Below are 13,130 nucleotides of genomic sequence, written 5' to 3' on the forward strand. Positions count from 1 at the left end.
AGCGGAAGTGAAATCCGGGGTCGCTTCCTCAATCTCCGTGGTCAGACCCGGATTGCGCTGCGCTGCATCCGGGCTACGAAGCGCTCGCCTGCTGCAGCACCTTCGCGATCGCGCGCAGGTCCTGCCACGACAGCCGCTTGTAGGACGGCGAGCGCAGCAGATAGGCCGGGTGGAAGGTCGCGACGGCGCGGATCGTGCGCGTGCCGGTGTCGTAGTCGATCCATTTGCCGCGCGTGCGCATGATGCCCTCGCGCGTTCCGAGCAGCGCCTGCGTCGAGGGATTGCCGAGCGTCACCAGCACGTCGGGATTCACCAGCTCGATATGGCGCTGGATGAAGGGCAGGCACACCTGCGTCTCCTGCGGCGTTGGCGTGCGGTTGCCCGGCGGACGCCACGGGATCACGTTGGCGATATAGGCCTTGCTCCGATCGAGCCCGATCGCCGCGATCATGCGGTCGAGCAGCTTGCCGGAGCGGCCGACGAACGGCAGGCCCTCGATATCCTCGTCGCGGCCCGGCGCCTCGCCGACGAACATCACGCGCGCTTCCGGATTGCCGTCGGCGAACACCAGCCTGGTCGCGGTGTGCTTCAGCGCGCAGCCGTCGAACGTCTCCATCAGCGTGCGCAAGGCTTCAAGCGTCGGCGCGGTCCGCGCGGCCTCGCGCGCGGAGGCGATCGCGGCATCCGGCGCGACGGCGATTTCGCTGCGCGGAACTGCTGGCATCGGCGGGGGACGCAGCGGATTGAGTGCAGCGAGCGGCCGCGGCGCGGCCGGTGCGGGAACTGGCTCGGGCTCCTCGAGCCGGTTGATCGGCTCATCGCCGAGCGCGCAATCGACCCCGGCCTCGAGGTAAAAGGCCAGCAATTGCTGCAGTGTAGGGGTGGGCTCGGGCGTCAGGGCCATGATGGCTGCAATCTAGAGCATGATCCGGAAAAGTGTGAAGCGGTTTTCCGAAAAGATCATGCTTAAACAAGGAGCTAAAGCGCGATGGCGATTCAGACCAATCGCATCGCCCTTTAGCGCATGATCCGGAAAAGTGGAGACCGGTTTTCGGAAAAGATTATTTTCTGCGGTATCCGGGCCGTGCAAATCCATGGAAGCGCAATTCCGTGGTTGTCCTTCGGTCAAAAATCGGAAACAACGACTTTTGAAAAGCTTAGAAGCGTTCTCAATGGGCTGAGACCAGAGATCATGAGTGCTGAAGACCTCCCTCCGCGCGAGTCTATGGAATTCGACGTCGTCATCGTCGGCGCCGGCCCATCGGGCCTGTCGGCCGCGATCCGGCTGAAGCAGCTCAATCCGGAGCTCTCGATCGTCGTGGTGGAGAAGGGCTCCGAGGTCGGCGCGCACATCCTGTCGGGTGCCGTGATCGATCCGGTGTCGCTCGACAAGCTCGTTCCGGACTGGCGCGACGACGCCGATTGTCCGCTGAAGACGCAGGTGAAGGACGACCGCTTCTACTGGGCGACGTCGCAAGGCTGGTTCCGTCTGCCGAACTTCATGATGCCGCCGTTGATGGACAATCATCACTGCTACATCGGCTCGCTCGGCAATGTCTGCCGCTGGCTGGCGCCGAAGGCGGAAGCGCTCGGCGTCGAGATCTATCCGGGCTTCGCCGCCACTGAGGTGCTCTATGACGACAAGGGCGCGGTGCGGGGCATCGCCACCGGCGACATGGGCATCGCCAAGGACGGCAGCCACAAGGATTCCTACACCCGCGGCATGGAACTCGTCGGCAAGTACACGCTGTTCGCCGAAGGCGCACGCGGCTCGCTGTCGAAGCAGCTGATCGCGAAATATCAGCTCGACGCCAAGAGTGAGCCGCCGAAGTTCGGTATCGGCTTGAAGGAAGTCTGGCAGATCGACCCGGCGAAACATCAGAACGGACTGGTTCAGCATACGCTGGGATGGCCGCTGAACGACAGGACCGGCGGCGGCTCGTTCCTTTATCACTACGACGGCAACCGCGTCGCGGTCGGCTTCGTCGTGCATCTGAACTACGACGATCCCTATCTGTCGCCGTTCGATGAATTCCAGCGCTTCAAGACCCATCCGTCGGTCCGCGGCGTGTTCGAGGGCGGCAAACGCCTTGCCTATGGCGCGCGCGCCATCACCGAAGGCGGCTACCAGTCGGTGCCGCGGCTCTCGTTCCCGGGCGGCGCGCTGATCGGCTGCGCCGCGGGCTTCGTCAACGTGCCGCGCATCAAGGGCGTCCACAACGCAATGGGCTCGGGCATGCTGGCCGCCGAGCACGTCGCAGCCGCGCTCGGCGCCGGCCGTGCCAATGACGAGCTCGTCGACTATGAGAACGCCTGGCGCTCGTCCGCGATCGGTCAGGATCTCTACAAGGTCCGCAATGCCAAGCCGCTGTTGTCGAAGTTCGGCACCATGTTCGGAATGGTGCTCTCCGGCTTTGACATGTGGACCAACACGCTGTTCGGCCTCTCGCTGTTCGGCACCCAGTCGCACGCCAAGCCGGACCGCAAGACGCTCGACCCGGCCAAGCAGCACCAGCCGATCGCCTATCCGAAGCCGGACGGCAAGATCTCGTTCGACAAGCTGTCGTCGGTGTTCCTGTCCAACACCAACCATGAGGAAGACCAGCCGGTCCATCTCAAGGTCGCCGACATGAACCTGCAGAAGACGTCGGAGCACGACGTGTTCGCAGGTCCCTCCAACCGCTATTGCCCGGCCGGCGTTTATGAGTGGGTCGAGGAGTCCGCAGGTCCGCGCTTCCAGATCAACGCCCAGAATTGCGTCCACTGCAAAACCTGCGACGTGAAGGATCCCAACGGCAACATCACCTGGGTTCCTCCAGAGGGTGGCGGCGGTCCGAACTACGAGGCGATGTGAAGCCAAGGCGTAAGGCTAGGGCGGCCGACCACATTTGCGTGAGGCAACAGCGCCGCCTGCCGCAATCTCCGCTTGGCCTCCTCTCGTGTGGAGCGGCCGGATTGCACGTCGGATACAATTGGAGACGCGGAACAGGGGGCGGCGCGCCAGTATCCGGCGCTTTTTGCGACCGCACGCGAATATGCCGGGCCTGGTCACGATACCGCCATAGTGGGAGCGTCTTGCGGTGGGGCTGGCTGGATCGGCGGGCCTAAAGGCCTAATCTGCCAATTGATTCGTCATGGGTTGCCTTTGGGCGATCCTTGCGGATAAACGCCAAAAGCGGCATTGTCCCTCGCCGTGATGCCGCCGCTTGGGTTCGCATTTTGAGACTGATCGCAAGACCTGTCGCGAAGATCTTGGCCGTAAATCCTTCGTGGCCTTAAACCCCTGGAGCAAGGCGACCGTGATGCTGTCCACCCGTTTCAACCGCCTGACGATTGCCGTTCTTGCTGCCGCGGCGCTTGCCGTGCCTGCGCAGCTGTCGGCACAGACGCCCGACCATCCGACCGACAATACCGCGCAATTTCCGAGCAGGACCGATCTGAAGTCGCTGACCACAGCCGGCAGCTATCTCGCCGCCCGCCACGCCAGCGTCGAGCGCGATGCGTCCTCGGCCGCGGCGTTCTACCGCTCGGCGCTGCGCACCGACCCTAAGAATTCCGAGCTGCTCGACCGCGCCTTCATCTCCTCGCTCGCCGACGGCGACATCGAGGAGTCGGTCAAGCTCGCCGACCGCATCCTGACCCAGGACAAGGCCAACCGCGTCGCGCGCCTGGTCGTCGGCGTGCGCGACCTCAAGCTGAAGAAATACGCTGCCGCGCAGTCCAACATCAACCAGTCGGTCCGCGGCCCGATCACCGATCTGGTGGCGACGCTGCTGTCGGCCTGGGCGGCCTATGGCGCCGGCGACAGCAAGGCTGCGGTCGCCAGCATCGACAAGCTGACCGGGCCCGAGTGGTATCCGATCTTCAAGGATCTGCATGCCGGCATGATCTACGAGCTCGCCGGCAAGGAGAAGGATGCCGGCGCCCGCTTCGAGCGCGTCTACAAGCTCGACGATTCGATGCTGCGCACGGTCGACGAATATGCGCGCTGGACCTCGCGCAACAAGGATGCCGCCGCAGCGACCGCGATGTACGAGGCCTTCGACAAGAAGCTGCCGCGTCATCCGCTGGTGCTTGAAGGCATCAAGGAGACCAAGGCCGGCAAGAAGCTGCCGCCGCTGGTCGATAGCCCGCAGGCCGGCGCTGCGGAAGCGCTGTACGGCATCGGTGCGACGCTGACCCGCCGTGGCGGCGAGGACCTCGCGCTGGTCTACCTGCAGCTCGCGCTCTATCTGCAGCCGAACCATCCGCTGGCGCTGCTGTCGCTCGCCGATCTCTATGAATCGGTGAAAAAGCCGCAGATGGCGATCAAGGTCTATGAGCGGATGCCGGCGTCGTCGCCGCTGAAGCGCAACGCGCAGATCCAGCTCGCGACCAATCTCGACGCCGCCGACCGTAGCGACGAGGCGATCAAGATCCTGAAGGAAGTCACCGCCGATCAGCCGAAGGACATCGAGGCGATCCTGGCGCTCGGCAATATCGAGCGCGGCCGCAAGAAGTTCGGCGACTGCGCCACCACCTATTCTCTGGCGATCGACGCGCTGCCGGCCGCCGGCGGCGACAAGAACGCCTGGGTCACCTATTACTACCGCGGTATCTGCGAGGAACGCTCCAAGCAGTGGAACAAGGCCGAGGCCGACATGCGCAAGGCGCTCGAGCTGCAGCCCGAGCAGCCGCATGTGCTGAACTATCTCGGCTATTCCTGGATCGACCAGGGCATCAACCTCGACGAAGGCATGAAGATGATCAAGCGTGCCGTCGATCAGCGCCCTGACGACGGCTACATCGTGGACTCCCTTGGTTGGGCTTACTATCGGATCGGCAATTACGACGAGGCGGTGAAGAACCTCGAGCGCGCGATCGATCTGAAGCCGGAAGATCCGACCATCAACGACCATCTCGGCGATGCCTATTGGCGCGTTGGCCGCACGCTGGAAGCCAAGTTCCAGTGGGCGCATGCGCGCGACCTCAAGCCCGAGCCGGAAGAGCTGCCGAAGATCCAGGCCAAGATCGACAACGGCCTGCCCGACGACACCTCGAACGCCGCCTCCGCCGACAAGAACGACAAGAAGAAGGACGACGACGGCAAGGGCGGCTGATCCGGTAAGGATCTGGGCTCGCGTCCTCGCGCGGCATTCTTCGATAGGACGTCATGCCCGGGTTTGTCCCGGGCATCTACGTCTTGGCCATGACGGCGCTGAAGCGTCAGCCATGCCGAAACTCGGAATTTCCATCCAAACAAAGGGATAGGATCGTGCGGCGATTTACGCTAATCGCATCACGATGTTTTTTTTAGGGGTTTATCGCCGTGCCGGCGCTGATTGAAGAAGGGCGTGCCAAGGTCAACCTGACACTGAAGGTTGTCGGGCGGCGCGTCGATGGGTTTCACGACCTGGAGAGCGTCGTCGCGTTTGCCGATTGCGCCGATCGTCTCACGCTCGAGCCGGGCGGCGAGCTGTCGCTCTCGATGGCGGGGCCGCTGGCCGATGCCTGCGGCGATATGTCAGACAATCTGGTGCTCAAGGCCGCGCGCCTGCTCGGCGAGCGCGTCGCCGATCTCGAAGTCGGCCACTTCACGCTGGAGAAGGTGCTGCCGGTTGCGGCCGGCATCGGCGGCGGCTCGGCGGATGCCGCGGCCGCGCTGCGGCTTTTGGCGCGGCTCAACGAGCTTTCGATCGACGATAGCAGGATCATGGAGGTCGCGCTGCAGACCGGCGCCGACGTGCCGGCGTGCGTGGCCTCGCGCGCCTGTGACATGACAGGCGTCGGCGAAGGCCTGCTGCCGCTCGACCTGCCGAAATTGCCCTGCGTGCTGGTCAATCCGCGCCTGCCGGTTGCGACCAAGGATGTCTTCAATGCGCTCGGCCTGCGCAATGGCGAACTGCTGATCGGCGCCACCGACGTCATGATGCAGGCATCATCCTGGCCGGAGGCCGGCCGCGCGCTCGACGATTGGATCGCAGCGCTTTCGCGCGGCACCAACGATCTGGAAGCCCCCGCCGCGCGCATCGAGCCCGTCATCAGCGATGTGCTGTCTGCCTTGCGTGACACCAGGGGCGTTCGTCTGGTGCGGATGTCGGGCTCCGGTGCGACCTGCTTTGCGATCTTCGCCACCGATGCCGACGCTCGGTCCGCCGGCGAACGGCTCCGCACCGATTATCCGGGCTGGTGGGTGCATGCGGGCACGCTGAGCTGAGCTTTTTCCCCTCGTCATTCCGGGGCTCGCCGTAGGCGAGAACCCGGAATCCATTTCTCTACGAGTTCTGCGGCTTCGCGATGCCCTCAGGTGCGCAATTGCGCACCGGGGAATGAGAGAGGGTGCGACAAAACAACCCGACGGGCAACACAGCAAAAACCTGTCAATCCTCCCGCGCGAAAACATTTCGCTTTATCAGAAGCGCAACTCAGTGTATGGTCCGCCCGTCTCACCCGATTGAGGGGCGCTGCGCATCGTCACGGGTGTTGTGGTGAGATGCGGTGGACGCCGATTGCGCAACTGACGAGTGCGCATGAGGCGGACGGTGAAGTCGTGTGGTCCTGACGCCCTAGTGGTAGGTGTCTCCCCGCAAAACGCGAAAGCGTTTTTGCGGAGACGGTGACAAGCAAGCCCAGTCTCGCCGGGGAGAGCACGTATAAGCCGTAACCCATCGCGCAGGGAAAGCCGGATTGCTCCGGTTACACCTGTGGTCCTACCCCCGAGCTTTCTACCTTTTGCTCGGGGCCCATGGGTGCGATCGGCACCCGGCTTTCCCTGCGCCCTCTGCGAGAGGAGGGTGAAACGAAATCCAAAGCTCGGACAATCCATGTCGCGAGAACGCGAATGTATGTGTGACAACTCCACACACTCGCCGTCGTCCCGGCTCAGGCCGGGGCCCATAACCCCAAATACAGCTTGTTGCGCGATGCTGGAACGACGAGTCCCGTTCACAGTATCCGCTGCGGCGTATGGGTCCCGGCCTGCGCCGGGACGACACTAGTGGATGTCGCGACATCGGCGCCTCGCCAGGACAACTCTGTCATTAACGGCATCGCCCCACCTCAACGCCGGGCAGCGTTGCGCCCCTGATTGCTTGGCAAGCCAAACCCCGTTTGCCATAACAGGATGAAACAACAACGTTGCGCGCGCGGGGTCGTTCGGAATCCGCGTGCAGCCAAAGAGCCGGGAGGATGCCATGGCCAATATCCGAGTTCTCGCCACCGATCTGGAGTTTCCCGAAGGTCCGGTCGTCATGCCCGACGGTTCGGTCGTGCTGGTCGAAATCCGCGGCCAGCGGCTGACCCGGGTCTATCCCGACGGGCGCAAGGAGATCGTCGCCAAGGTGCCGGGCGGCCCGAATGGCGCGGCACTCGGTCCCGACGGCAAGATGTACATCTGCAACAATGGCGGCTTCTCCTGGATCCCGACCCGCAACATGATCATGCCGGGGCCGCAGCCGGAGGATTATCTCGGCGGCTCGATCCAGCGCGTCGATCTGCAATCCGGCAAGGTCGAGACTGTGGTGATGAAGTGCGGCGAGCACGAGTTGCGCGGACCGAACGACCTGGTGTTCGACAGGCAGGGCGGCCTGTGGTTCTCCGATCTCGGCAAGCGCCGCGCCCGCGATATGGATGTCGGCGCGTTCTATTATCTGAAGCCCGGCATGAACGAGATCGTCGAGGCCGTGCACGGCATCCTGCCGGCCAACGGCATCGGCCTGTCGCCGGACGAAAAGACCGTCTACATCGCGGAGACGCCGACGGCTCGGCTGTGGGCCTACGAGGTCTCCGAGCCCGGCACCATCAAGCCGCGCGACGTGATCTATCGCGGCGAGCGCGGTAAGCCGATCGCCGGCCTCGGCGGCTACCAGATGTTCGACTCGCTCGCGGTCGAAGCGTCAGGCAATATCTGCGTCGCGACCCTGATCTCGGGCTGCATTTCGGTGATCACGCCCGATGGCACGGTGGTCGAGCAGGTGCCGACCGGCGACCGTGTCACCACCAACATCGCGTTCGGCGGGCCTGATCTGAAGACCGCCTACATCACACTGTCGGGCAAGGGCGAGCTGATCGCGATGGACTGGTCGCGGCCGGGATTGCCGCTGAATTTTCTGAATAAATGATCGGCTACCGTCATTGCGAGGAGCGAAGCGACGAAGCAATCCATCGATCCGCATGTGCGGATAAATGGATTGCTTCGCTTCGCTCGCAATGACGATTAGAGTGAGATCCGCTTCTACGTAGAGGATGTTCGAATGCCCTGGCTTGAACCGATCACCCTTCGCGGCGCACATGCGCGGCTCGAACCGCTGTCACACGATCACCGCGACGGGCTGGTCGACGCGGTGAAAGACGGTGGTCTCTCGAACCTCTGGTACACCGCGATTCCGCAGCCGGAGAACATGGCCAAGGAGATCGACCGAAGGCTTGGGTTGCAGGCGGCCCGATCAATGTTGCCGTTCACCGTGTTCGACGCCGACGGCAGGATATCGGGCATGACGACCTACATGAACGTCGACACGCCGAACCGCCGCGTCGAGATCGGCTCGACCTGGTACGCCAGGCGTGTGCAGCGCAGCGCGGTCAATACGCAATGCAAACTGCTGCTGCTCAACCATGCCTTCGAGAAGCTTGATTGCATCGCGGTCGAGTTCCGCACGCATTTCTTCAATCACCAGAGCCGGCGCGGCATCGAGCGCTTGGGTGCCAAGCAGGACGGCATCCTGCGCAGCCATCAGATCGCGCCCAACGGCACGTTGCGCGACACCGTGGTTTACAGCATCATCGCCAGCGAGTGGCCGACGGTGAAGGCGCATCTCAACTATCAACTCAACGAAAAGCCGCGCTGACACTTCGGTCGGCGCCAGAAGCGAGACGATGGAAACGTTCGATTATGTGATCATCGGCGCAGGTTCCGCCGGGAGCGTGCTAACCAACCGGTTGAGTGAAGACGCTGCTGTCAGGGTGTGTGTGCTCGAGGCGGGGCCGAGCGACTGGCATCCCTACATCCATCTGCCGGCCGGCTTCATCAAGACCTTCCACATGAAGAGCGTGAACTGGGCCTACCAGCAGGAGGTGGGTCCTTACACCGGCGGGCGCAGCATCTACGCGCCGCGCGGCAAGACGCTCGGCGGCTCGTCCTCGATCAACGGCCACATCTACAATCGCGGCCAGCGCCAGGATTTCGACACCTGGGCGCAGCTCGGCAATCGCGGCTGGGGCTATCCCGATGTGCTGCCCTATTTCCGGCGCATGGAGCGGCGGATCGGCGAGGGCGACGACACCTATCGCGGCCGCGACGGCAATCTCACGGTCACCACGATGGACTGGCAGGATCCGCTTTGCGAGGCCTTCATGGAAGGCGCGGTCAGCCTCGGCATTCCGCGCAACCCTGATTACAACGGCCAGATCCAGGAGGGCGTGTCGTACTGCCAGCGCACCATCCTGAACGGCCGCAGGGTCAGCGCTGCGACCGCGTTCCTGCATCCGGCGCGCCGGCGGCCGAACGTCGACGTGCGCACGCATGCCCACGTCACCGGCATCGTCTTCGAGGGCAAGCGGGCGGTCGGCGTGCGCTACAACCGCGGCGGCAAGCACGGCGATCCGCTCGAGATCCGGGCCACCAAGGAGGTCATTCTCTCCGGCGGTGCCTACAACTCGCCGCAACTGTTGCAGCTCTCCGGCGTCGGCTCGCCCGAGTTGTTGCAGTCGCACGGCATCGAAGTGCGCCACGCGCTGCCCGGTGTCGGCGAAGGATTGCAGGATCACTACGCGCCGCGCTCGGTGGCACGGGTCAAGAATATCCGGACCATCAACGAGCTTCGCCGCGGCTTCAGCCTGTGGGGCGAGGCGTTGAAATGGGCGACGACGCGGCGCGGGCTGTTGTCGCTGTCGCCGACCATGGTCTACTGCTTCTGGCATTCCGGCGAGACCACCGAGAGCTCCGACCTGCAGCTCACCTTCACGCCGGCGAGCTACAAGGAAGGCGTGCAGGGCCAGCTCGAGGATGAGCCCGGCATGACGGTGGCGTCATGGCAGCAGCGGCCGGAGAGCCGTGGCTATGTCCGCATCCGCTCCGCCGATCCGTTCGCGCCGCCGATCATCCAGACCAACTACCTGGCCGAGGAGATCGACCGCCGCGTCGTCGTCGCCGGCATGAAGCTGGCGCGCCGGCTGCTCGCCTCCGAGCCGCTCAAGCCGTATTTCGCCTTTGAGGACTTTCCCGGCCCGAAGGTCACGAGCGACGACGAGCTGCTCGCGGCCGCGACCCAGCGCGGCACCACCACCTTCCATCCCGGCTGCACCTGCCGGATGGGTCCGGCCGACGCGCCCTGGGCCGTGGTCGACGACCAGCTTCGGGTCCATGGCATGGAAGGCCTGCGCGTGATCGACGCCTCGATCATGCCGCGGATGATCTCAGCCAATCTCAACGCCTCGACCTTGATGATCGCCGACAAGGCCTCAGACATGATCCGCGGCAGGACGCCGGAGGCTGCGGCGAAACTGCCGGAATATGCGTGAGAGAGCTTGCTTACCTCGCCCCGCTTGCGGGGAGAGGTCGAAATTCGCGGGACGCGAATTTCGGGTGAGGGGGACTCTCCGCGCACTGAACGCGTGGAGAGTCCCCCTCATCCCGACCTTCTCCCCGCAAGCGGGGAGAAGGGGAAGAGAAGGAGCTCAGCCGTAGACGAACGCCTTATCCTCGAGGTCGATCGCCGGGAATTCGTCCTTCTCGGCCCAGTAGTCCTGGTTGTGCTGCCATTCCGGTTTGTCGCCGCGCTTCGGCAGCAGGTGCATGCCGCGCATCATGTAGCCGGGGTTGAAGTTCTCCGGATCGATCCACGGCAGCAGCGGCATGTTGTGGTCTTCGGGCCGCAGCTCGGGCGTCACTTTCTTCACGCCGGTCGCCTTCATGTGTTGCAGCAGGCGGCAGACGAAGTCGCCGACCAGATCGACGCGCAGGGTCCAGCTGGCGCGGAAATAGCCGAACACCCAGACGAGGTTCGGCACGCCGGTGAACATCATGCCGCGATAGGTCACCGTGTCGGCGAAGTCGAGCGGCTTGCCGTCGATCTCGAAGTCGATGCCGCCATTGGCGGAGAGGTGGAAGCCGGTCGCGGTGATGATGATGTCGGCCTCGAGCTCCGTGCCGGACTTGAGCAGGATGCCCTTCTCGCTGAAGCGGTCGATCTCGTCGGTGACGACGGACGCCTTGCCGCCCTTGATGGCCTGGAACAGGTCGCCGTCCGGAATGAAGGCGATGCGCTGCCGCCACGGCCGGTAGCGCGGCGTGAAGTGGGTGGCGATGTCGTAGTCCTTGCCGAGATAGGCTTCGACCGCCGACAGCAGGTCCTTCTTGGCGCCCTCCGGCTCGGCGAAGGTACGCTTGGTGAACGCGTCCTGCTCGAACAGGATCTTGCGGCGTGTGATCTCGTGGATCCAGTGCTCGTCGACCTGCAGCCTGCGCAGCTCCTCGGCGATCTCGATCGCGTTGCGGCCGGTGCGGAAGTAGGTCGGCGAACGTTGCAGCATGGTGACATGGCCGGCGTCCTTGGCCATCGCCGGGATCAGGGTCGCGGCGGTGGCGCCGGAGCCGATCACGACCACGCGCTTGCCCTTGTAGTCGAGGTCGTCGGGCCAGGTCTGCGGATGCACGACCGTGCCCTTGAACTTCGCCATGTCGGTCCACTCGGGCGTATAGCCCGCGTCGTGGCGGTAGTAGCCCTGGCACATCCAGAAGAAGTTGGTGGTGAAGCGCAGCTGCTCTCCGGTGTCGATACGGACAGCATCGATAGTCCAGAGATTGGTCTCGTTCGACCACTTCGCCGCGGTGATGGTGTGGCGGTAGCGGATGTGGCTGTTGAGGTCGTTCTCCTCGATCACCTCGCCCATGTATTTCAGGATCTCGGTCGCGCTGGCGATCGGCGCGCTGGTCCACGGCTTGAAGCGATAGCCGAAGGTGTGCAGGTCGCTGTCGGAGCGGATGCCGGGATAACGATGCGTGGACCAGGTGCCGCCGAAGGTGTTCTGCGTCTCCAGCACCACGAAGCTGGTGCCGGGGCATTGCGTGGTGAGGTGATAGGCGGCGCCGACGCCGGAGATGCCGGCACCTGCGATCAGCACGTCGAAGTGCTCGGTCGTGACGGGCTCTGCGGCGCGAATTTGGGTCTGGACGTTCATCTTCCCTGGTCTTCTTGTTTGTTGGCTTGTTCGTTGTGCTGTGGAAGCAAAACGCCGGAGCCATTGCCCCGGCGCCTGCCGATATCGAAGCTAGACTTCGCGGCGGCTGAGGAACGCCAGCCGCTCGAACAGATGCACGTCCTGTTCGTTCTTGAGCAGCGCGCCGTGCAGCGGCGGGATCAGCTTGCGCGGATCGCGCTCGCGCAGCATCTCGGGCGTGATGTCCTCGTTCAAGAGCAGCTTGAGCCAGTCGAGCAGCTCCGAGGTCGAGGGCTTCTTCTTCAGGCCCGGCACCTCGCGGACCTCGAAGAAGATGCGCAGCGACTCTTCCACCAGCCGCTTCTTGATGCCGGGAAAGTGCACGTCGACGATCTTGTTCATCGTCTCAGCGTCGGGGAACTTGATGTAGTGGAAGAAGCAGCGGCGCAGGAAGGCGTCCGGCAGTTCCTTCTCGTTGTTCGACGTGATCATCACGATCGGGCGCAGCTTCGCCTTGATGGTCTCGCCGGTCTCGTAGACGTGGAACTCCATGCGGTCGAGTTCGAGCAGCAGGTCGTTGGGGAATTCGATGTCGGCCTTGTCGATCTCGTCGATCAAGAGCACCGGGCGCTTCTCGTGGGTGAAGGCCTCCCACAGCTTGCCGCGCTTGATGTAATTCTTGATGTCGGACACGCGGGCGTCGCCGAGCTGGCTGTCGCGCAGGCGCGACACCGCGTCGTATTCGTAGAGGCCCTGCTGCGCCTTGGTGGTCGACTTGATGTGCCAGGTCAGCAGCGGCGCGTCGATCGCCTTGGCGACTTCCTCGGCCAGCACGGTCTTGCCGGTGCCCGGCTCGCCCTTCACCAGCAGCGGGCGCTCGAGCACGATGGCGGCATTGACGGCGACCTTGAGGTCATCGGTGGCGACGTAATCCTTGGTACCCGTGAATTTCATCTATCTCTTTGCCTTGCTGCGTTCGCTGGCGGCCCGGGCCC

The 13,130-nt window shown here is 63.9% G+C and carries 10 protein-coding genes; 6 read left to right on the forward strand and 4 right to left on the reverse strand.

Annotated features, from left to right (window positions below; translation table 11 throughout):
- Positions 1-73: 73 nt before the first annotated feature.
- Both ABIB78_RS03320 and ABIB78_RS03325 read right to left on the reverse strand, forming a co-directional pair.
- On the reverse strand, positions 74-898 hold the full coding sequence (locus ABIB78_RS03320) for a uracil-DNA glycosylase (protein ID WP_429021556.1): 825 nt from the start codon (positions 896-898) through the stop codon (positions 74-76).
- An 18-nt stretch (positions 899-916) separates the two neighbouring features.
- The gene (locus tag ABIB78_RS03325; protein ID WP_429021346.1) at positions 917-1,096 is read right to left on the reverse strand and encodes a hypothetical protein; all 180 of its coding nucleotides are present in this window, start codon (positions 1,094-1,096) and stop codon (positions 917-919) included.
- A gap of 96 nt (positions 1,097-1,192) precedes the next feature.
- On the opposite strand from ABIB78_RS03325, the gene ABIB78_RS03330 reads away from it, so the two are divergent.
- The 6 genes from ABIB78_RS03330 (at position 1,193) to ABIB78_RS03355 (ending at position 10,497) form a co-directional block, all read left to right on the forward strand.
- Positions 1,193-2,854: an electron transfer flavoprotein-ubiquinone oxidoreductase gene (locus ABIB78_RS03330; protein WP_429021348.1), complete on the forward strand. Its 1,662-nt coding sequence runs from the start codon at positions 1,193-1,195 to the stop codon at positions 2,852-2,854.
- Between the two features lie 448 nt (positions 2,855-3,302).
- Positions 3,303-5,099, forward strand: a complete 1,797-nt coding sequence (locus ABIB78_RS03335) for a tetratricopeptide repeat protein (RefSeq protein ID WP_429021349.1) — start codon at positions 3,303-3,305, stop codon at positions 5,097-5,099.
- A 209-nt stretch (positions 5,100-5,308) separates the two neighbouring features.
- Positions 5,309-6,196, forward strand: coding sequence for a 4-(cytidine 5'-diphospho)-2-C-methyl-D-erythritol kinase (locus ABIB78_RS03340; protein WP_429021351.1), 888 nt, complete (start codon positions 5,309-5,311; stop codon positions 6,194-6,196).
- A gap of 976 nt (positions 6,197-7,172) precedes the next feature.
- The gene (locus ABIB78_RS03345; RefSeq protein ID WP_429021353.1) at positions 7,173-8,099 is read left to right on the forward strand and encodes an SMP-30/gluconolactonase/LRE family protein; all 927 of its coding nucleotides are present in this window, start codon (positions 7,173-7,175) and stop codon (positions 8,097-8,099) included.
- Positions 8,100-8,231: 132 nt separating this feature from the next.
- The gene (locus ABIB78_RS03350) at positions 8,232-8,825 is read left to right on the forward strand and encodes a GNAT family N-acetyltransferase (protein ID WP_429021355.1); all 594 of its coding nucleotides are present in this window, start codon (positions 8,232-8,234) and stop codon (positions 8,823-8,825) included.
- A gap of 28 nt (positions 8,826-8,853) precedes the next feature.
- Complete coding sequence (locus tag ABIB78_RS03355; RefSeq protein WP_429021358.1) at positions 8,854-10,497, forward strand: GMC family oxidoreductase; 1,644 nt, start codon at positions 8,854-8,856, stop codon at positions 10,495-10,497.
- A gap of 156 nt (positions 10,498-10,653) precedes the next feature.
- Here the strand turns inward: ABIB78_RS03355 and ABIB78_RS03360 are convergent, their stop codons facing one another.
- Both ABIB78_RS03360 and ABIB78_RS03365 read right to left on the reverse strand, forming a co-directional pair.
- The gene (locus ABIB78_RS03360) at positions 10,654-12,156 is read right to left on the reverse strand and encodes a flavin-containing monooxygenase (RefSeq protein WP_429021360.1); all 1,503 of its coding nucleotides are present in this window, start codon (positions 12,154-12,156) and stop codon (positions 10,654-10,656) included.
- 90 nt (positions 12,157-12,246) lie between these two features.
- Positions 12,247-13,089: an AAA family ATPase gene (locus ABIB78_RS03365; protein WP_429021362.1), complete on the reverse strand. Its 843-nt coding sequence runs from the start codon at positions 13,087-13,089 to the stop codon at positions 12,247-12,249.
- Between the last annotated feature and the right edge of the window lie 41 nt (positions 13,090-13,130).

Origin of the sequence: Bradyrhizobium sp. I1.14.4 (assembly GCF_050435825.1) — a bacterium.
Classification (GTDB): Bacteria; Pseudomonadota; Alphaproteobacteria; order Rhizobiales; family Xanthobacteraceae; genus Bradyrhizobium.

Coding starts and splice junctions, on each gene's coding strand:
- ABIB78_RS03355 (WP_429021358.1), top strand. CDS start 8,854: ATGGAAACGTTCGATTATGTGATCATCGGCGCAGGTTCCGCCGGGAGC.
- ABIB78_RS03325 (WP_429021346.1), bottom strand. CDS start 1,096: ATGGATTTGCACGGCCCGGATACCGCAGAAAATAATCTTTTCCGAAAA.
- ABIB78_RS03335 (WP_429021349.1), top strand. CDS start 3,303: ATGCTGTCCACCCGTTTCAACCGCCTGACGATTGCCGTTCTTGCTGCC.
- ABIB78_RS03350 (WP_429021355.1), top strand. CDS start 8,232: ATGCCCTGGCTTGAACCGATCACCCTTCGCGGCGCACATGCGCGGCTC.
- ABIB78_RS03345 (WP_429021353.1), top strand. CDS start 7,173: ATGGCCAATATCCGAGTTCTCGCCACCGATCTGGAGTTTCCCGAAGGT.
- ABIB78_RS03330 (WP_429021348.1), top strand. CDS start 1,193: ATGAGTGCTGAAGACCTCCCTCCGCGCGAGTCTATGGAATTCGACGTC.
- ABIB78_RS03365 (WP_429021362.1), bottom strand. CDS start 13,089: ATGAAATTCACGGGTACCAAGGATTACGTCGCCACCGATGACCTCAAG.
- ABIB78_RS03360 (WP_429021360.1), bottom strand. CDS start 12,156: ATGAACGTCCAGACCCAAATTCGCGCCGCAGAGCCCGTCACGACCGAG.